This is a genomic window from Streptomyces sp. NBC_00637 (genome assembly GCF_045161545.1).
Lineage (GTDB): Bacteria > Actinomycetota > Actinomycetes > Streptomycetales > Streptomycetaceae > Streptomyces.
This window is the reverse complement of record NZ_CP109046.1, coordinates 1,358,884-1,378,276: the sequence shown is the minus strand read 5'-3', so window position 1 is coordinate 1,378,276 and position 19,393 is coordinate 1,358,884. Positions and strand designations below refer to the sequence as shown.

Below are 19,393 nucleotides of genomic sequence, written 5' to 3'. Positions count from 1 at the left end.
GTAGGTAAGTCCCGTACTGGGGAAGGGGGTTCACAGGACGCGCAGGGTCCAGCTCCAGCGGTGGACGCCCGGTGCGACGAGATAGGAGGGGAGGGTGTCGGGGCCGCACGACGCCGTACCGAGGCCGCGGTGCGCCGCGTCGAGGTGCACCACGCAGCCGGCGCGCGGCACGAGTTCGTCGTGGTGGGTGACGGCCGTCAGGTCCTCGGCGCGATAGCGCGTGACGCAGACCTGGCGCGGCTCGTCCAGCGCGATGGCGAGGCCCGTGGAGTCCGGCGCGGAGAGCGTGAAACGCCGCACTCCGTGCCGGCCGCCGCTCTCCTGCGGACGCAGGTACGGGGTGAACAACTCGTCGACCCGGGCGCCGTGATGCCCGACCGGCGCTCCGGCGCTCCGGTCGGGGTACGACTCCCAGGGTCCCTGTCCGAACCACTCCATCCGGTCCAGCCCCGCCACGGTCTCGAAGACCGAACCGACGCGGGCCACGTCGTCGAACTCCGTCGGCAGTTCGGCCTGTTCGTCGATCCGGAGGCCGCCCTCGACCGGCGTGAAGACCTGCCGGTGCCGGACGACGCCGGTGGTGCCGGCGTACTCGGCGAGCACGCTCACCCCGTCGCCCTCCTGGCGCACGGAGACCAGACTGCGCATGAGGGCGTCCAGGCCCCAGGCCCGCCAGCGCAGCGCCGTCCCGCCCAGCTCGTCGTTGTCGGTGGGCGCCCGCCACAGCGACAGCACGGGCGCGGAGGTCAGCAGCGGGTGGACGAGGAGCCCGTCGGCGTCGATCTCGACGCGGCCGGCGCCCACCGCGTCCTCGGCCGGCGCAGCGGCCCGCAACCGCACCTGCGGCGCGCACACCGGCGTGCCCCGCGGAGCCCACGGCAGATCTTCGGCCGTGGTGACCCGCAGCGTCAGCCAGGCCTCGCCGCCGTCCCGCGGCAGCGCGAACGGCAACGGCAGCACGGCCGTCCCGCCCGGCCGCAGGTCGGGCAGCTCGGCCGGGGCGATGAGCGTGCCGCCGTGGGCGAGGGACAGTTCCCACTCGGCCGTGAGCCACTCCAGGCCACGGAAGTGCTGGTGGTTGGAGACCGTCACCCCGTCCGGCCGGACGCCCTGGAGGCGTACCGGTGCGGACAGCTCCCGGTGCTCGTACATCACCGGTTTCGGGGTGCGGTCGGGGAAGACGACGCCGTCCGCGACGAAAGCGCCGTCATGGTCCTTCTCGCCGAAGTCGCCGCCGTAAGCCCAGCGGTGTCCGGGCGCGGCGACAGCGTTGTCATAGAGCCCGGCGCCCCCACGCCCGACCGGTCTTCCGTCGTTCACACGCTGGAGAATGCCGTGGTCCCAGAACTCCCAGATGAACCCGCCCTGAAGACCCGGGGTGGCCTCGATGGCGGCCCAGTGGTCGGCCAGCGTGCCGTTGCTGTTGCCCATCGCGTGGGAGTACTCGCACTGGATGAGCGGCTTGGTCTGCCGCCCGGACAGCGCGTGCGCCACGCAGTCCTCCAAGGGCGCGTACATCGGGCAGGCGATGTCGGAGGCGACCTCCGGGTCGGCCCAGCCGAGCTTGGCGGCGCCCTCGTACTGCAACGGCCGGGTCGGATCGTGCCGGCGCACCCAGCCCGCGGCGGCGTCGTGGTTGGCGCCGTAGTCGGACTCGTTGCCCAGCGACCAGACGATGACCGACGGGTGGTTCTTGTCCCGCAGCACCATCCGCGAGACCCGGTCGACGAAGGCGTTCAGATAGCGCGGGTCGTCGGCGATCTCGTGCGCGTGGTCGTGCGACTCGATGTCGGCCTCGTCGACGACGTAGAAGCCGAGCTCGTCGGCGAGGTCGTAGAGCGTGGGGTCGTTGGGGTAGTGCGCGGTGCGGATCGCGTTGAAGCCGAAACGCTTCAGCAGCACCAGGTCCGCCCGCATGTCGTCGTACGACACCGTCCGGCCCGTCAGGGGATGGAAGTCGTGCCGGTTCACACCCCGGATGAAGATCCGCTCACCGTTGACCAGCAGATCCCGGCCGACGATCCGCACGTCGCGGAAACCGACCCGGTGCCGGGAGGTGTCGGCGACGGTGCCGTCGGCGCGGTGCAGCCGGACCGTCAGGCCGTACAGCTCGGGCGTCTCGGCCGTCCAGGGACGCACCTCGGGCACGCGTGCGCGCAGCCGCGCCTCGCCGAGGAAGGCGGACACGCGCTCCTCCTCGGCGTTGGCCAGGTCGAACGCCGCGTCCTGTGCCAGCGGTAGCCCGTCCAGGTCCCCGCTGACGTACCAGCCGGCGGGCAGCGCTCCGCCCGAGTCCCGTACCTGGCAGTCGACCCGCAGCTCACCGTCCCGCGCCGCCCGCACGCTCACGTCGGCCAGGCGCAGCGGGTCGGTGCTGTAGAGCAGCACCGAGCGGGTGATCCCCGCGTGCCACCAGTGGTCCTGGTCCTCGATGTGCGAGGCGTCCGACCACTTGACGACCGTCAGCCGCACCACGGACCGGCCGCCCGGGCGCACCGAGCCCGACAGGTCGAACTCGGCCGCCAGGTGCGAGTCCTTGGAGATGCCGACGGGATGCCCGTCCACATGCACCAGCAGGACGCTTTCGGCGGCCCCGACCTGGAGTACGACGCGGCGCCCGGCCCACTCGGCGGGGACGTCGATCTCCCGCTCGTACACACCGGTCGGATTGTCGGCGGGCGACAGTGGGGGGAATTCTGTATACGGCATACGGACGTTCAGATACCGCGGAAGGTCGTCCGTGTCCTGCATGGTCCATGCGCCGGGCACGGACGCCGTCGACCAGGGACCGCCGACCGGCGTGTCCGGAGCGGACAGCAACCGGAAACGCCAGTCGCCGTCCAGGGAGTGTGCTCCGGAGCGCCGGTCGACGGCGTTCATGGGCAGCCGTCCCCACGAGGTCACCTCGGGTGCCTCCCAGGTGCGGAGCGCCACCAGCGGATCCGTCACTTGATCGCACCCTTCGCGAGGTCGCCGATCATCTGACGGGCACCGATCGCGAACACGAGGAGCAACGGGACGAGGGCGAGCAGCGCGCCGGTCATGACCATTCCGTAGTCGGTGGTCCCGTGGGTGCCGTTGAGCTGAGACAGCGCGACCTGGAGGGTCACGTTGTCCGGGTTGGTGAGGGCGATCAGGGGCCAGGCGTAGTCGTTCCACTGGCCCATGAAGGTGAAGATGCCGAGGAAGGCCAGACCGGGTCGGACCACCGGAAGGGCCACGTGCCAGTACTGGCGCAGGAAGTTCGCGCCGTCGATGCGGGAGGCGTCGAGGAGTTCGTCGTGGATGGCGCCGTTCATGTACTGGCGCATCCAGAAGATGCCGAACGCGTTGGCGGCGGCCGGGACGATCAGCGCCGTCATGGAACCGATCCAGCCGAGTTTCGCCATGATGACGAACTGCGGTATGGCCTGGAGCTGCGCCGGCACCATGAAGATGAACATGAGCAACACGAACAGCAACCGTTTGCCGGGAAAGTCGAACTTGGCGAAGACGAAGGCGGCCAGCGAGTCGAAGAAGAGGACCAGGAAGGTCACCGAGCCCGCCACCAGCAGCGAGTTGAACATCGAGCCGAAGAAGTCGATGTTGTCGAAAAGGCTGCGCACGTTCTCCAGGAAGTGCGTGCCCGGCAGCAGCTTGGGCGGGTAGGAGAAGATCTCCGACGTGGTGTGCGTCGACATGATCACGGCCCAGTAGAACGGGAAGGCCGAGAACAGGACGCCGACGACGAGGGCGGCGTGCAGCCCGATCCCTCTGCGGCGGGACCCGTCGGTCCGCTGGATGCCGGTTCTCCTGGTGTGCCGTGTTTCTCGGGTGGATGCCATGGTGTGCGGGCCTCCCTATTCTTCGCCCCGGCGCTGCACCAGGCGCCAGTTGATGATCGAGAAGAGGACGACGACGAGGAAGATGCCCCACGCCACGGCGGCGCCGTAGCCGAAGTCGTTGTTGTCGAAGGTCTGCTGGAAGAAGTAGAGGACCATCGTCCGGCCGGCGTGACCCGGACCGCCCGAGAACGTCGAGTCGTTCGAGGTGTTCTGGAGCAGCACCTGGGGTTCGGAGAAACTCTGCAGACCGGTGACCGTGGAGACGACGAGCACGAACAGCAGCACCGGCCGCATCATCGGCAGGGTGATCCGGAAGAAGGTCTGCACCGGCCCCGCGCCGTCCATGCGCGCCGCCTCGTACAGCTCGCCCGGGACGGTCTGGAGCCCGGCGAGGAAGATGATCGCGTTGTAACCGGTCCACTGCCAGGTCATCAGTGTCGCGATGGCGATCTTGATGCCCCACGGTGTGTTCAGCCAGGCGATCTGGTCGAAACCGATTGCCTGCAGGAAGGCGTTCACCAGTCCGAAGTTGGTGGAGAAGACCGACCCGAAGATGATCGCGATCGCCACGACCGAGGTGACGTTCGGCAGGAAGTAGGCGACGCGGTACAGGTTCTTGAAACGGACCGCCGAGTTGAGCATGACGGCCGTCACCATCGCCAGGAAGATCATCGGGAAGGTGGCCAGCGCCCAGATGACGATGGTGGTCCCGATCGAGCTCCAGAACTCGGAGTCGCTCAGCAGGTACTGGTACTGCGACAGTCCCGCCCACTCCATCGGGCCGAGGCCGTCCCAGCGGTGGAAGGAGAGGTAGAGCGAGAAGCCGACCGGGATCAGCCCGAAACAGAGGAAGAGCAGGTAGAAGGGGGAGATCGCGGCGTAGAGGTGCCAGTGCTTCCGCCAGCCCGTCCGGGGCCGGGTGACGGGGGCGGGCGCCACGAGCGCCGTCGGCTTCTCCAGCGTGGGGAGGGTGGCCATCAGTAGCTCACCCCCAGGTGCTTCGCGATGCGCCGGCATTTGCTCATGGCGTCACTCCAGGCCTGCTTCGGGTCCTTGCCGAGGACGCCGACGTTCTTGATCTCGTCCTTGATGGGCTGCCCGAGTGCCACGTCGAACGGGCTGTTGTAGGCGACCACGATCTTCTGCGCGGCCGGACCGAAGACGTCCATCGTGACCTGGCCGCCGAAGAAGTCGTCCGGCTCACGCACCTGCTTCAGGTCGTAGGAGGCGGGGGTCGACGGGAAGAGCCCCGCGTCCACGAACCCCTGCGCCTGGTTGCCCGCGTCGAGCATCCAGCTGATGATCTGGAACGCCCGCTCGGGTTCCCGGCACGCCTTGGTGACCGACAGGAAGGAGCCGCCGTTGTTGGAGGGCCGCACCGGCATGTCGGCCACCCGCCAGCGGCCCCTGGTCTTCGGCACGCCGTTCTTGAGGTCGCTGGTGGCCCAGGAGGCGCCCAGCTGGCTCGGCAGCTTGCCGTCCTCGACGGCCGACAGCTGGTCCGGGGTGCCGTTGACCAGGTTCGACACGATCTTGCGCTGCTTCGCCTCCACGGAGAGCGCCCAGGCGTTGCGGACATGCTCCTGGTCGCCGATGAAGTGCCGGTCCTTGTCGACGTACCGCGCGCTGCCCTGCTGGACGACGTTCTCGAAGACGCTGTTGACGTCGGTGAGCAGGAAGGTCCCGGGAATCCGCTGTCGGAGCCGCTCGCCCGCCGCGAAGAACTTCTCCCAGGTGTCGAGCTCCTTCGAGACGTCGGCGGGCTCGTAGGGCAGGCCCGCTTTCTGGAAGACGGCGTACTGGTAGAAGTGCGCCACCGGCCCGCAGTCGATCGGGAAGCCGACCATCGTGCCGTCGTCCGCGATGCCCTGCTCCCACTTCCACGGCAGGTAGAGGGACTTGTATGTGTCCGCGCCGAGCGTGCGCAGGTCCACGAACTGGTCGGCGTTGGGCAGATAGGACGCCATGTCCTCGCCCTTCAGGCCCGCGATGTCGGGGACGTGCGCGCGGCCGGCCATCGTGGTGATCAGTTTCGACCGGTAGTAGCCGCCGATCTTGATGGCCTGGAGGTCGACCGAACTGTCATAGCGGGCCCTGGCGTTCTTGACGACCGTGTCGCCCAGGCCTCCGTCCCAGTACCACAGGACCATGTTCCGGCCGGTCGAGCCGGTCGGAACGGCACAGCCGGAAGCCAGGCCGCCGAGCGCCGTGGCGGCCGAACCGGCCAGGCCCGCACGGAGCAGGCCTCTACGTGAGAGCCGCACAGCTCCCACCGCCTTTCGGATCTGTTCGTGTCTTCGCAGACGGGGTGCGATGTCGCGGAAGGGGTGCGATTCGAGGGGTTGCGTGGGGTCGTCTTCCGGGTCCGGGTCCGGGTCCGGGTGCGGGCGTGGTCAGGGGCGCGGGGCGGGCGGGGTGACCGGCGCGTACCGCACGGGCGGGCCCACGTCCGCCGGAATGCGGTCGGCGAGGAAGGCGTAGGCCCGTTCGAGCTCGGGATCCCGCAGCGAGCGCCACCAGCGGTCGACGCCGTACCAGCCGGGGGCGGCCAGCGCCCCGCCGTGGTGCCGCACCGAGAGACCGGCGGCGAGGACGGCGAACCGCAGCCGTTCCACCAGCGGCCAGCCGCCGAGCGAGGCGGCCACGAAGCTCGCGCCGAACACGTCACCGGCGCCCGTCGCGTCCAGGACATCGATGTCGAGGGCGGGCACCTCCGCGTACTCTCCGGTCTCCTGATCGACCGCGACCGCGCCGTCGGCGCCCCGGGTGACCACCGCGACCGGCACCAGCTCCGCGAGCGTGCCGAGTGCGGCGACCGCGCTGTCGGTGCGGGTGTACGCCATCGCCTCGGTCTCGTTGGGCAGGAAGGCGTGGCACAGGGCGAGCTGGTCGAGCAGGTCGGTGGACCACTCGCCGGTGGGGTCCCAGCCGACGTCGGCGTAGATCCGGGTGCCGTTCGCGGCCGCCTTGGCGAGCCAGGCACGCGGCTCGGCCTCGAGGTGCACGAGCGCCGTGAGGGCCTCGGGCGGGTCGCCCATCAGCGTGTCCTGCGAGTACGGCGGTTCCTGGCCGTGGGTGACGAGGGCGCGGTCGTGGCCGTGCGCGAGGGCGACCGTGACGGGAGTGTGCCAGCCGGCCGCGACGCGCGACAGACCGAGGTCGACGCCCTCCTGGCCGGACAGGACCTGGTGGCAGTGGGCGCCGTAGAAGTCGTCGCCGAAGACCGTGGCCAGCGAGGTCCGCAGGCCGAAGCGGGACGTGGCCACCGCGAGGTTGGCGATGCCGCCGGGGCCGCAGCCCATGCCGGCCGTCCAGATCTCCTCGCCCGGTGTCGGCGGTCCGCCGAGCCCCGTGAGGACGAGGTCGTAGAAGAGCAGCCCGGTGAGCAGCACTTCGGGCCGGTCGTCGTCCACCGCACATCCTCCTCGTCGGGGAGAGCTCGTCCCGAGGGGAGAGCTCGTCAAAACTCTTCAATTCGGTGACCGGAATCGTGCGCCCCTCGGCGACATTGGTCAATACCCCAGCAGAAGTGAGCATGGATTTGATTGAAGATGACGAGTAGTGTTCACGTCGTGCTGGCAGAACGACGACATCAACTCATCCTGCGGGCCCTGCGCTCCGGTGGTCCCGCGGCCGTGACCGATCTCTCCGAGCAGCTGGGCGTGAGCCCGGCCACGATCCGGCGTGACCTGGTGAAACTCGAGGAGGACGGCCTGCTCACCCGGGTGCACGGCGGCGCCGTCGCGGAGGAGGGCGACCAGCCCTTCGCCGAGGTCGCCGAGATGCGGGTGAGCGAGAAGGACGCCATAGCCGCCCACGCGGCGGCCATGGTCACCGACGGTCAGTCGGTCCTCCTCGACATCGGCACAACCGCCTACCGCCTGGCCCGGCAACTGCACGGCCGCCGGCTGACGGTCATCACCAGCAATCTCGTGGTCTACGAGGAACTGGCCGACGACGAGGGCATCGAGCTGGTCCTGCTCGGCGGCATGGTCCGCCGCGAGTACCGTTCCCTGGTCGGTTTCCTCACCGAGGACAACCTGCGCCAGCTGCATGCCGACTGGCTGTTCCTCGGCACCAGTGGAGTGCGCCCGGGCGGGCAGGTGATGGACACGACGGTCGTCGAGGTGCCGGTGAAACGGGCCATGATCAAGGCCGGTGACAGGGTCGTCCTGCTCGCCGACTCGGCGAAGTTCCCGGGTACGGGCATGGCGAAGGTCTGCGGTCCCGAGGACCTGGACGTGGTGGTGACGGACACGCCGGTCGATCCGGCGACCCGGTCCTCCTTCGAGGAGGCGGGCGTCGAGGTGGTCGTGGCAGGAAAGGTGCAAGCGTGAAGCTGACGATTCTGGGCGGCGGCGGGTTCCGGGTGCCGCTCGTGTACGGGGCGCTCCTGACGGACCGCGCCGAGGGCCGGGTCACGGAAGTCGTTCTGCACGATCTGGACGACAGTCGACTGTATGCGGTCGCCCGTGTACTGAGGGAACAGGCGGCCGTCGTCCCCGACGCACCCCGGGTGACCGCCACCACCGACCTCGACGAGGCCCTGCGCGGGGCCGACTTCGTCTTCTCGGCGATCCGGGTCGGTGGCCTCGAAGGCCGCGCGAACGACGAGCGGGTGGCCCTGGCCGAGGGTGTCCTCGGCCAGGAGACGGTCGGCGCGGGAGGCATCGCCTACGGGCTGCGTACGGTGCCCGTCGCCGTCGACATCGCCCGGCGGGTGGCCCGGCTGGCCCCCGACGCCTGGGTCATCAACTTCACCAACCCGGCCGGCCTGGTCACCGAGGCCATGTCCCGCCACCTGGGCGACCGGGTGATCGGCATCTGCGACTCCCCGGTCGGGCTCGGACGCCGGATCGCCCGGGTGCTCGGCGCGGACCCGAAGGAGGCGTGGATCGACTACGTCGGTCTCAACCACCTCGGCTGGGTCCGCGGTCTGCGGGTCGCCGGCCGCGACGAACTGCCGCGCCTGCTCGCCGACGCCGACCTGCTCGGCTCCTTCGAGGAGGGCAAGCTGTTCGGCGTCGACTGGCTCCGATCCCTCGGCGCGATCCCCAACGAGTATCTGCACTACTACTACTTCAACCGGGAAACCGTCCGGGCCTACCAGCAGGTGGAGAAGACCCGCGGTGCCTTCCTGGCCGACCAGCAGGCGCGCTTCTACGAGGAGATGAAGCGCCCCGACGCCGCGGCCCTGACGGCCTGGGACCGCACCCGCGCCGAACGCGAGGCCACCTACATGGCGGAGAACCGGGAGACGGCCGGCGCCGGCGAGCGCGACGCCGACGACCTCTCCGGCGGCTACGAGAAGGTGGCCCTGGCCCTGATGCGGGCCATCGCCCGGGACGAGCGTGCCACCTTGATCCTCAACGTCCGCAACCAGGGCACCCTCTCGGTGCTGGACGCGGACGCCGTCATCGAGGTGCCCTGCCTCGTCGACGCCAACGGCGCGCATCCGGTGGCCGTGGCCCCGCTGCCCGACCACGCCACCGGGCTGGTCTGCGCGGTGAAGGGAGTCGAGCGCGAGGTGCTGGCCGCCGCCGAGTCCGCATCCCGTGCGACGGCCGTGAAGGCGTTCGCGCTGCATCCGCTGGTCGACTCGGTGAACGTGGCCCGCAAGCTGGTGGAGGGCTACACCGACGTCCATCCCGGACTGGCGTACCTTAGGTGAACCTCGGAGGGAAAGCGCTTTCCCCGCTTCCCTCCGATCAGCTCGCCCCCGGCCCCCGGGCCTCCCCGCCCCTCGTGGTCCCTCTCTGGAGATTCCCCATGCATGACGAACGCCGCCGCATCGAGGAGCGCGTCGAGCGCGTCCACAACCAGCGCGTCAAGCCCGCGATCTACGCCGCCGGCGTGCCCTTCGAGGTCGAGGCCTGGCAGGCACCGGGGGAGCCCGTCCCCTTCGCGGAGGCCGCGGCCGCCGCCTATGAGCCCTTCGCGATGGACACCCCGTGGGGTCCGCCCTGGGGCACCACCTGGTTCCGGATGCGCGGCCGGGTGCCCGCCGAGTGGGCCGGCAAGCGCGTCGAGGCGGTCATCGACCTCGGCTTCGTGGGCGACTGGCCCGGCAACCAGGCCGAGGCCCTCGTCCACCTCCCCGACGGGACGCCGCTGAAGGCGGTCAACCCGCTGAACCAGTACGTGCCGATCGGCAACCCGGCGACGGGCGGGGAGATCGTCGACTACCTGGTCGAGGCCGCCTCCAACCCGGACATCCTGGCGAACGACTTCGCGGGCCCGACCCTGCTGGGCGATGTACTGACGGCAGGCGACCGTCCACTGTATACATTCCGCCGCGCCGAGATCGCCGTCCTCGACGAGGAGGTCTGGCACCTCGACCTCGACCTCCAGGTGCTGCGCGAGCTCATGGTCCACCTCGGCGAGCACGAGCCGCGCCGGCACGAGATCATGCACGCCCTGGACCGGGCCATGGACGCCCTCGACCTCGACGACGTCTCCGGCAGCGCCGCCGCCGTCCGCGAGGTCCTCGCGCCCGTGCTCGCCAGCCCCGCGCACGCCAGCGCCCACACCATCTCCGGCGTCGGCCACGCGCACATCGACTCCGCCTGGCTGTGGCCGATCCGCGAGACGAAGCGCAAGACCTCCCGTACCTTCTCCAACGTCACCTCGCTCGCCGAGGAGTACGACGACTTCATCTTCGCCTGCTCGCAGGCCCAGCAGTACGAGTGGGTGCGCGACAACTACCCGCAGGTGTGGGCGCGCATCCAGGAGTCGGTGAAGAAGGGGCAGTGGGCGCCGGTTGGCGGCATGTGGGTCGAGTCCGACGGCAACCTGCCCGGCGGCGAGGCGATCGCCCGCCAACTGGTCCACGGCAAGCGGTTCTTCATCGAGCACTTCGGCATCGAGACCAAGGGCGTCTGGCTGCCGGACTCCTTCGGCTACAACGCCGCCTACCCGCAGCTCGCCAAGCTCGCCGGGAACGACTGGTTCCTCACCCAGAAGATCTCCTGGAACCAGACGAACAAGTTCCCCCACCACACCTTCTGGTGGGAGGGCATCGACGGCACCCGCATCTTCACGCACTTCCCGCCCGTCGACACCTACAACGCGCGGTTCAGCGGCGAGGAGATGAGCCGCGCCGTGCGCAACTACTCCGAGAAGGGCGGCGGTTCGCGCTCCCTGGCCCCGTTCGGCTGGGGCGACGGCGGTGGCGGCCCCACCCGCGAGATCATGGAACGGGCGCGTCGGCTGGCCGACCTGGAAGGCTCACCGAAGGTCGTCGTCGAGCACCCCGACACGTTCTTCGCCAACGCCCGCGCGGAGTACCCGGACGCCCCCGTCTGGGTCGGCGAGCTCTACCTGGAGCTGCACCGGGCCACGTACACCACTCAGGCCCGCACCAAGCAGGGCAACCGGCGCAGTGAACACAAGCTGCGCGAGGCGGAGTTGTGGGCGACGACGGCCGCACTGCACGCGCCGGGCTACGCCTACCCGTACGCGAAGCTCGACCGGCTCTGGAAGACGGTGCTGCTGCACCAGTTCCACGACATCCTGCCGGGTTCCTCGATCGCCTGGGTGCACCGTGAGGCGGAGGCCGAGTACGCGCGGGTCGCCGAGGAGCTGGAGGCGCTGACGGCCGAGGCCGTCGCGGCGCTGGGCGGCGGACGGCAGGACGGCGCGCTCCGGGTGTTCAACACCAGCCCCTACGCCCGCGCCGAGGTGGTCCGCACACCCGAGGGCGCACCGGCGTACGTGGAGGTGCCCGCGAGCGGCAGCGCGCCGCTGACCGGCGCGGAGTCCCCGCGGCCGGTGACGGTCTCCGGCCGGGTCCTCGACAACGGACTGGTGCGTGTACAGGTCGCGGAAGACGGCACACTGTCGTCCGTATACGATCTGCGGGCGAACCGTGAGGTCCTCGCCGACCGGGGCAACCTGCTGCGCCTGCACACCGACCTCCCGAACTACTGGGACGCCTGGGACATCGACAAGCACTACCAGAACCGGTACACCGACCTGCTGGAGCCGGACGCGGTCACCGTCGTCGAGGAGGACCCGCTCGTCGGCGCGATCCGGGTGACGCGCTCCTTCGGCAAGGGCTCGACGATCACCCAGACCATCACGCTCCGCGCCGGCAGCCCCCGCGTCGACTTCGAGACCGACATCGACTGGCACGAGGCGGAGAAGATCCTCAAGGCCGCCTTCCCGGTGGACATCCGGGCACCGCACTCCTCCGCCGAGATCCAGTTCGGCCACATCCAGCGGCCCACCCACACCAACACCAGCTGGGAGGCGGCCCGGTTCGAGGTCTCCGGCCACCGCTGGGTACACATCGGCGAGCCCGGCTACGGCGTCGCGGTCATCAACGACTCGACCTACGGCCACGACGTCTCCCGCACGGTCCGCGAGGACGGCGGTACGACCACCACCGTCCGCCTCAGCCTGGTCCGCGCCCCGCGGATCCCGGACCCCGAGGCCGACCAGGGCCGGCACCGCTTCTGCTACGCGCTGCTGCCCGGCGCGAGCATCGAGGACGCGGTCGCCGAGGGCTACTCCCTCAACCTCCCGCTCCGTGTCGCGGACGCGTCGGACGCCACCACGGGGCCGGTCGTCTCGGTGGACGGCGAGGGAGTCACCGTCGAGGCGGTGAAGCTCGCCGACGACGAGTCCGGGGACGTCGTCGTCCGGCTCTACGAGTCACGCGGCGGACGCTCCACCGGCACCCTGCGCACGGGCTTCCCGCTCGCGGGCGCCCAGGTGACCGACCTGCTGGAGCGGCCGCTGGAGCCCGCGGTCCTCGGCGAGGACGGCGCGGTCGACGTCGTACTGCGGCCCTTCCAGATCCTGACGCTCCGTCTGGCACGCGCCACCGAAGGCCGCTAGCGGCAACAGGGGCGGGCGCGACCCCGTGCGCGCCCGCCCCTCTCCCCGAAGTGCTCCGCTGCGCGAAGGAGTTCAGCCGTGCCCATGCAACCCTGGTTCACCGAGGCCAAGTTGGGGATCTTCGTCCACTGGGGCATCTACGCCGTCGACGGGGTCCAGGAGTCCTGGTCGTTCTACGACGACATCGTGCCCCACGACCGGTACATGTCCCAGCTCGACCGCTTCACGGGAGCCCACTACGATCCGCGGGCCTGGGCAGACCTGTTCGCCCGCGCCGGCGCCCGGTACGCCGTCCTGACCAGTCGCCACCACGACGGCGTCGCCCTCTGGGACACCGCCTACGGGGACCTGGGGCTGGGCCGCGACTACCTCACCGGCTACGCCGACGCCCTGCGCGAGAAGGGCCTCAAAGTCGGTCTGTACTACTCGCACTCCGACTGGAACCACCCGGACTACGCCAGCACCCGCAAGCCGGGCCGTCCGCCGGAACTGGAGGACAACCGCTACTCCGAGTGCTCCGCCGAGGACGAGGACCTCCAGGCCTGGGAGCGGTTCCTCGCCTACCGGGACGGTCAGGTCCGCGAGCTGGCCTCCCGCTACCGACCCGACCTGATGTGGTTCGACGGCGAGTGGGACCGCAGCGAGGAGCAGTGGCGCATCAAGGAACTGGCCGCGCTGATCCGCTCGTACTCCCCGGACGTCGTCTTCAACGCCCGCATGCTCGGCGAGGGCGACTACGCCACCCCCGAACAGGGCGTCCCCATCGAACCCCCGCCGGGTCCCTGGGAGTTGTGCCTCACCATCAACGACTCGTGGGGCTACCGGCACCACGACCACCACCACAAGTCGCTGACCCGGCTCGTCCGCTACTTCGCCGAGACCATCGGTGGTGGCGGCAACCTGCTGCTCGATGTCGGCCCGATGGAGGACGGCACCATTCCGCAGCCGCAGGTGGAGCGCCTCGAAGGTCTGGGGGAGTGGATCCGCAAGCACGAGCAGGCCGTGTACGGGACGGTGCGGGGGCTCCCGGCCGGGCACCACTACGGGCCCAGCACCCTGTCCGCCGACCGCCGCACCCTCTACCTCACCCTGTTCGACCTCCCGCGTTCCGAGATCGGTGTCCGGGGTCTGGTCACGCCGGTCCGCAGGGTCGGCGTGCTCGGCACCGGAACGGAACTCGCCCACCGGGTCGTCGGCGGACTGCACGAGGCGGTCGGTGTGCTGTGGATCGACCCGCCGGCGGGGTCCGACCTCGACCCGCACGCCACGGTCCTCGCGCTGGAACTGGACGGGGAGTTGGAGCTGTACCGGGGAGCGGGACGCTTCTGAGGCGCCCGGCCCGGGCTTGACCGGCATCACGTGAGCGGGGGCTGCCCGTCGACCGTACGACCGCAGGGCCTGGTGGCGGGGCGGTGCGGGTAGGGCGCGGGGCACGGCGCCGGGAACAGCGATGCGGGCCGGTCGGCCGCTCCCCGTGACAGCGGCCGACCGACCCGATCCCCCGTACCGCCGGGAATCCCCCGTCGATTCCCGGACTTCCCCCGTTGATCCCTGTGCTTCCCCCTGGAGCCCCGTGCTTCCCCCGTTGCTCCCCCGTGGGGCCCTTCACTCTTAAGAGCGAGCTCCCCGGTTCCTGATACACCCGCCGCCGAAAAAGTCCCCCGGACCGTGGCCCGGGGGACTTTTGTTCGCGTGCGAGGAGCTCAGCCGGTGAAGCCGGCCGTGATCGAAGTGAACTGCCAGGTGCTCTGGCTGATGCCGGAGCAGTTGCTCACCACGCCACCGCCGGGGCAGGGCCGGTCGCGGTTGACGGCCCAGTAGGCGAGCCGGGCGATGTGGTGACTGTTGGACCAGTCACGGATCTGCGTCCAGATCGCCGGGGTGGTGTTCTCCTGCTGGTCCGACAGTCCGTTCATGCCGGAGATGCCGATGTGGGCGTAGGCGGTCGCGTCGTCCCAGCCGAAGGTGGACTTCAGCTTGTTCTTCAGCCCTTCCGTGGCGTTCACGGTGTTGCCGTACATGTCCGAGCCGCCGCCGAAGTCGAACGGCATGATGGTGAAGACGTCGATGTCGGCGCCGAGCGACTTGGCCTGCTCGACGAGGTGGTTGCCGTAGTAGGTCGGCCCGGTCGTGGACGTTCCGAAGGTGACGATGGTCTTCAGACCGGGGTTGTTGGCCTTGACCGTCTTGAGGGCGGTCAGGATCCGCGCCTGCACGGCCTCGTTCTCGAACTCGTCCGTGTTCTCGATGTCCATGTCGATCGCCTTGAGGGAGTAGGCGTCGATCACCTTCTGGAGCGCGGCCGCCAGCGCGCTCGCCGAGGAGCAGTTGGCGCCGAGCTTGCTGCCCTGCCAGCCGCCGAAGGAGGGCACGATGTCACCGCCCGCCGAACGGACCTGGTTGATGACGCTCTGGTCGACCCCGCCGGTCAGCGGCCGGTTGCCGTCCCACATCGGGTTGCATCCGCCCCCGTCCAGCACGAACGCCATCGTGAACCACTTGATGCCGGTCGAGCTCATCACGGTGGACACGCTCGGCGGGTCGCCCCAGCCCTCGAACAGATAGGGCGCGGCCTGCTTGAACCCGGTTCCGCCACCGCCGCCCGCGTTCGTCGTGACGCTCACGGAGTTGGAGGCGCCGGAGGTGTTCCCCGCCGCGTCGCGTGCTCTCACGGTGAAGGTGTACCCGGTACTCGCGGACAGCCCGCTGACCGTGGCGGACGTGCCGGAGACGGTGAGCACCTTGGCGGATCCGCTGTACACGTCGTAACCGGTGACGCCGACGTTGTCGGAAGCGGCGTTCCAGGACAGCGAGACGCTGGAGGAGGTCTTGCCGGTCGAGGTCAGCCCGCCTGGCGTGGTCGGCGCCTGGGTGTCGGAGCCGCCCCCGCCGCCCGGTCCGTCCAGGCTGATGTCGTCGGCGTAGTAGGTGCCCTGGGCGTACCAGCCGTGGACGTAGATCGTGGCGCTGGTCTGCGAGGCCCCGGTGGTGAAGGACACCGACAACCGGCTGTACGCCGACGGTGACGACGTCCAGGTGGAGGCGCCGCCGTCGACACCGAGGTAGACGTAGGAGCCGCGTACCCAGCCGGTCAGGGCGTACGTGGTGTTCGGCTGGACCGCGACGGTCTGGCCGCACTTGGCGATGTCACTCGAACTCACCGCCCCGGCAAGGGCCTTGGAGCCGCCGTGGGTGGGCGAGGAGACGACGGAGCCGAGGTTGCCGGTACAGGACCAGGGCGAGAGGGCGCCCGACTCGAGACCGGGGTTGGTGAGGACGTTGGCCGCCTGGGCGGTGCCCGGCAGGGCCACGGCCCCGGCGAGGGCGAGACCGGCGGTGCCGAGCAGGGCGAGGAATCGACGCCAGGGGCGTCCGAGGGGTCTGGTGCGCACGCGATCTCCCTGAAGGAATGGGGGTGTTCGGGAGTGCAGGGGAGTGCAAGGGGGTGCGCAACAAAGTTGGTATGGACCAATCCGCCTGTCAAGACGAGAGACGGAATTGGTCCATACCGGTGGGTGAAATGTCCTACTTGGTCATTCTGCTGGACTGTCCCGCTGGGCCGTACTTCGCGGACGCCCTCCTCGGGCGCCCCCTCGGGGCTCCCTGCTCCGGCGTCCCGCTCGGTCGGCGGCGCGGTCGTCCCGCGCGGACTCCCTAGAGGGGCAGTGCCTGGGCGGCGCCCGCCGTGGTCACCTCGACGGAGCCGACGGGCGCGGGCACGGCCGGCAGCAGCGGCTCGGCGCTCTCCTCCACCCGCTGGTGCGGCAGCGTGACCGCGCGCAGCGGTCGCGGCCCCGACACCACCGTGTAGTCCTGCCCCAGGAACGGCGGCACGATCTCGCCCGGGTCCTCGCCGAGAGCCAACTGCACCGCCGCCCAGGGGGCGTTGACACCGCACAGCGAGAGCTGGTGGAGGCCGCCGGCCGGGCGGGTGTTGACGTCCATCAGGACCGGCCGGTCGCCGAACATCCGGAACTGGATGTTGGACAGGTAGTGCAGACCGAAGCCCTCGGCGATGAGACGCGCGGGCTCCAGCCACTGCTCGTGCAGGGTGAAGCCCCGGCGGCGGCCGTTCTTCGTCCGGCCGATCGCCATCCGCAGGACGTTGTCCGGGCCGGTGAGGCAGTCCACGGACACCTCCGGCTGCTCCAGGCGCGGCATGACCAGCCAGTCGATCTGCTCGTCGTCCTGCTCCGCGGCCCGCCGCAGCGCCTCGACCACCATGTCGAGCTGGACGTAGGGGCTCGGGAAGCCGCTGAGATGCGACAGCGAGAAGGGCGAGCGGGTGATCATCCGGAACCCCACACCGCCGGCGCCGGACGCCGGCTTGAAGCACGCCCGGTGCCCTGCTTCCTCCAACTCGTCCACCGCGGCGACGAGTTCGTCCGCCGTCCGGACCCGGAACCACGGCGGTACGGGCACCCCGATCGCCTGGACCGCCTCGTACGCGATCACCTTGTCGTGGAAGACGGCGACGGCCTCCGGCGGCGGCGCCAGCAGGGCCGTACCGATCGCGTCGAAGTCGGCCCGGTGGGCCACGACGGCCGCCTGGTGCAGCCGGGGCACGAACACGTCGATGCCGCGGCGCCTGCACTGCGCGAGGGCGTACTCGACGTAGGCCGCCGGGGAGAGGCCCTCCGGCTCCAGCTCAGCGGTGTCGGCGGCGGCCAGCACGGGAGAGTCGGCGTCACCGTGGGTGGCGTGGATCTCGACCGCGCGGTCGCTCGGATTTCGTCGCAGCTGATCCGTGAAGAACACGTTCTCCGCGTACGTGCGGTTGAGCCAGACGCGTACGCGGGAGACCATGCGGGCCGCCTTTCACGGTTCGCGGGCAGGGCGAAGCAGGCCCGGCCCGGGCAGGGGGATTGGTGGGTCACCAAACCGCCCTGCGGAAGGGACGTCCATGGCGGTGGTGTTGGGGCGATCATACGGCTTCCCGGAGGTGCGGCGTGCAACACGCGTGTTACGGAATTTCCGATCTTGTTCACGTGGGGCGCCTGTTCGGGTAGAGGGGTGCTACGGCACAGGTGGGACCGTGGACGGGTCCGGCGGGGGAGTCGGTGCGACCTTGTCCCGCAGGCGTGAATGTGTTCTCGTGGTGGCACCGGTGTATGCGGGAGAACGCGGAGAGTGGGCTCGTGAGCGGGGGCGCAAGGTGACGACGGCCGGTGGCGCCGGACAACTGCTGGCCATCAGCGATCTGCACATCGGCTATCCCGAGAACCGCGCGCTGGTCGAGGCGATGGCTCCGGAGTCCGACGAGGACTGGCTGCTGGTCGCCGGCGACGTCTCGGAGAACGTGGCCGACATCCGCTGGGCGCTGAAGACCCTCGCCGGCCGCTTCCGCAGGGTCGTCTGGGCGCCCGGCAACCACGAGCTGTGGACCCATCCCTCGGACCCGGTGGCCCTGCGCGGGGTCGCCCGCTACGAGCACCTCGTCGAGGTCTGCCGTGACCTGGGCGTCACCACACCCGAGGACCCCTACCCGGTGTGGGAGGGCCCCGGCGGCCCGGTCGTCGTCGCGCCGCTGTTCCTGCTGTACGACTACTCGTTCCTCCCGGCCGGCTGCGCCACCAAGGAGGAGGGCCTGGCCTACGCGGAGGGCACCGGCATCGTGTGCAGCGACGAGTACCTGCTGCACCCCGATCCGTATCCGACCCGCGAGGCCTGGTGCCGGGCCCGCGTCGCCGAGACCGAGCGGCGGCTCGCGGAGATCCCGGAGGGCCTGCCCGTCGTCCCCGTCAACCACTATCCGCTGCACCGGCACCCGATGGACGTGCTGTGGCACCCCGAGTTCGCCATGTGGTGCGGCACCGCTCTCACGGCGGACTGGCACCGCCGGTTCCGGATCGAGACGATGGTCTACGGCCACCTCCACATCCCGCGGACCACCTGGCACGAGGGCGTCCGCTTCGAGGAGGTGTCGGTGGGCTACCCCCGCGAATGGCGCAAACGGGCTCAGCCGCCGGGCCGGCTGCGCCGCATCCTGCCCGGGGAGGCGGGGGCTCGATGATCGGGGAGCTGTTGCCGGAGTCCGTGGTGGCGGTGGAGGCCTTCGGCGAGGAGGGCGTGCGGGAATTCGGGGACGCGCCGCTGTACCCGCAGGAGGAGGCGCTGCTGGAGCGAGCGGTCGCCAAGCGGCGACGCGAGTTCACCGTCGTACGCTCCTGTGCCCGGCGCGCCATGGAGAAGCTCGGCGTGCCCGCCCAGCCCGTGCTGCCCGGCGAGCGCGGCGCCCCGCAGTGGCCGGACGGCCTGACGGGCAGCATGACCCACTGCGAGGGCTACTGCGCGGCCGCCCTGGTCCGGTCGGCCGACCTGGCCTCCCTCGGCATCGACGCCGAACCTCACGAGGGTCTTCCCGAGGGCGTCCTGTCCGCCGTCGCCCTGCCCGCCGAGGCGGAGCGGCTCGGCGGGCTCGCCGCGGGACACCCCGAGGTGCACTGGGACCGGCTGCTGTTCAGCGCCAAGGAGTCCGTCTACAAGGCGTGGTTCCCCCTCACCCGCAGGTGGCTGGACTTCAGCGAGGCGGACATCGATCTCACCCCCGCCACCGGCCCCGACGGGAGCACGCACGGCGTCTTCCGCGCCCGGCTGCTCGTCCCCGGACCGGTGGTCGGCGGTCACCGGCTCGGGCACTTCGACGGCCGCTGGACCGTGCGGCGTGGGCTGGTGGCCACGGCGGTCACCGTGCACCAGGGCTGAGCGGCGCACGCCAGGGGGCACCG

The 19,393-nt window shown here is 70.4% G+C and carries 13 protein-coding genes; 6 read left to right on the top strand and 7 right to left on the bottom strand.

The features are described from left to right. Positions 1–30 precede the first annotated feature (30 nt). The 5 genes from OG440_RS05975 to OG440_RS05955 form a co-directional block, all read right to left on the bottom strand. A complete protein-coding gene (locus OG440_RS05975; protein WP_406005782.1) occupies positions 31–2,949 on the bottom strand; it encodes a glycoside hydrolase family 2 TIM barrel-domain containing protein in 2,919 nt (972 codons plus the stop codon). Next, positions 2,946–3,824 carry a carbohydrate ABC transporter permease gene (locus tag OG440_RS05970; RefSeq protein ID WP_406005781.1) on the bottom strand — a complete coding sequence of 293 codons (879 nt, stop codon included), beginning with the start codon at positions 3,822–3,824 and terminating at the stop codon, positions 2,946–2,948. Before OG440_RS05970 ends, OG440_RS05975 begins: the two co-directional genes overlap by 4 nt. A gap of 15 nt (positions 3,825–3,839) precedes the next feature. Beyond that, on the bottom strand, positions 3,840–4,802 hold the full coding sequence (locus OG440_RS05965) for a carbohydrate ABC transporter permease (RefSeq protein ID WP_406005780.1): 963 nt from the start codon (positions 4,800–4,802) through the stop codon (positions 3,840–3,842). Further along, positions 4,802–6,088 (bottom strand): ABC transporter substrate-binding protein, encoded by a 1,287-nt coding sequence (locus tag OG440_RS05960; RefSeq protein ID WP_406005779.1) that lies wholly within the window; start codon positions 6,086–6,088, stop codon positions 4,802–4,804. Before OG440_RS05960 ends, OG440_RS05965 begins: the two co-directional genes overlap by 1 nt. A gap of 129 nt (positions 6,089–6,217) precedes the next feature. Then, entirely contained in the window at positions 6,218–7,237 is a 1,020-nt protein-coding gene (locus tag OG440_RS05955) for a carbohydrate kinase family protein (RefSeq protein ID WP_406005778.1), read from the bottom strand. Between the two features lie 159 nt (positions 7,238–7,396). Here OG440_RS05955 and OG440_RS05950 point away from each other — a divergent pair, with 159 nt between their 5' ends. From OG440_RS05950 to OG440_RS05935, 4 genes are all read left to right on the top strand, one after another. After that, positions 7,397–8,161, top strand: coding sequence for a DeoR/GlpR family DNA-binding transcription regulator (locus OG440_RS05950; protein WP_406005777.1), 765 nt, complete (start codon positions 7,397–7,399; stop codon positions 8,159–8,161). After that, positions 8,158–9,495 carry a 6-phospho-beta-glucosidase gene (locus tag OG440_RS05945; protein ID WP_406005776.1) on the top strand — a complete coding sequence of 446 codons (1,338 nt, stop codon included), beginning with the start codon at positions 8,158–8,160 and terminating at the stop codon, positions 9,493–9,495. The genes OG440_RS05950 and OG440_RS05945 overlap by 4 nt, the downstream gene beginning before the upstream one ends. A 98-nt stretch (positions 9,496–9,593) precedes the next feature. After that, on the top strand, positions 9,594–12,665 hold the full coding sequence (locus OG440_RS05940; RefSeq protein ID WP_406005775.1) for an alpha-mannosidase: 3,072 nt from the start codon (positions 9,594–9,596) through the stop codon (positions 12,663–12,665). Positions 12,666–12,743: 78 nt separating this feature from the next. Next, on the top strand, positions 12,744–13,994 hold the full coding sequence (locus tag OG440_RS05935; protein ID WP_406005774.1) for an alpha-L-fucosidase: 1,251 nt from the start codon (positions 12,744–12,746) through the stop codon (positions 13,992–13,994). 374 nt (positions 13,995–14,368) lie between these two features. On the opposite strand, the gene OG440_RS05930 is transcribed toward OG440_RS05935, so the two are convergent. Beyond that, positions 14,369–16,057 (bottom strand): fibronectin type III domain-containing protein, encoded by a 1,689-nt coding sequence (locus OG440_RS05930; RefSeq protein WP_406005773.1) that lies wholly within the window; start codon positions 16,055–16,057, stop codon positions 14,369–14,371. A 262-nt stretch (positions 16,058–16,319) separates the two neighbouring features. Further along, positions 16,320–17,471: an ATP-grasp domain-containing protein gene (locus OG440_RS05925; RefSeq protein WP_406005772.1), complete on the bottom strand. Its 1,152-nt coding sequence runs from the start codon at positions 17,469–17,471 to the stop codon at positions 16,320–16,322. Between the two features lie 349 nt (positions 17,472–17,820). On the opposite strand from OG440_RS05925, the gene OG440_RS05920 reads away from it, so the two are divergent. Both OG440_RS05920 and OG440_RS05915 read left to right on the top strand, forming a co-directional pair. After that, positions 17,821–18,678, top strand: coding sequence for a metallophosphoesterase family protein (locus OG440_RS05920; protein WP_406005771.1), 858 nt, complete (start codon positions 17,821–17,823; stop codon positions 18,676–18,678). Next, on the top strand, positions 18,675–19,370 hold the full coding sequence (locus OG440_RS05915) for a 4'-phosphopantetheinyl transferase (protein WP_406005770.1): 696 nt from the start codon (positions 18,675–18,677) through the stop codon (positions 19,368–19,370). The genes OG440_RS05920 and OG440_RS05915 overlap by 4 nt, the downstream gene beginning before the upstream one ends. Positions 19,371–19,393 lie beyond the last annotated feature (23 nt).

Excerpts from the sequence above, each read along its gene's own strand:
- OG440_RS05970 (WP_406005781.1), bottom strand. The coding sequence starts at position 3,824 with ATGGCATCCACCCGAGAAACACGGCACACCAGGAGAACCGGCATCCAG.
- OG440_RS05965 (WP_406005780.1), bottom strand. The coding sequence starts at position 4,802 with ATGGCCACCCTCCCCACGCTGGAGAAGCCGACGGCGCTCGTGGCGCCC.
- OG440_RS05940 (WP_406005775.1), top strand. The coding sequence starts at position 9,594 with ATGCATGACGAACGCCGCCGCATCGAGGAGCGCGTCGAGCGCGTCCAC.
- OG440_RS05925 (WP_406005772.1), bottom strand. The coding sequence starts at position 17,471 with ATGGTCTCCCGCGTACGCGTCTGGCTCAACCGCACGTACGCGGAGAAC.
- OG440_RS05915 (WP_406005770.1), top strand. The coding sequence starts at position 18,675 with ATGATCGGGGAGCTGTTGCCGGAGTCCGTGGTGGCGGTGGAGGCCTTC.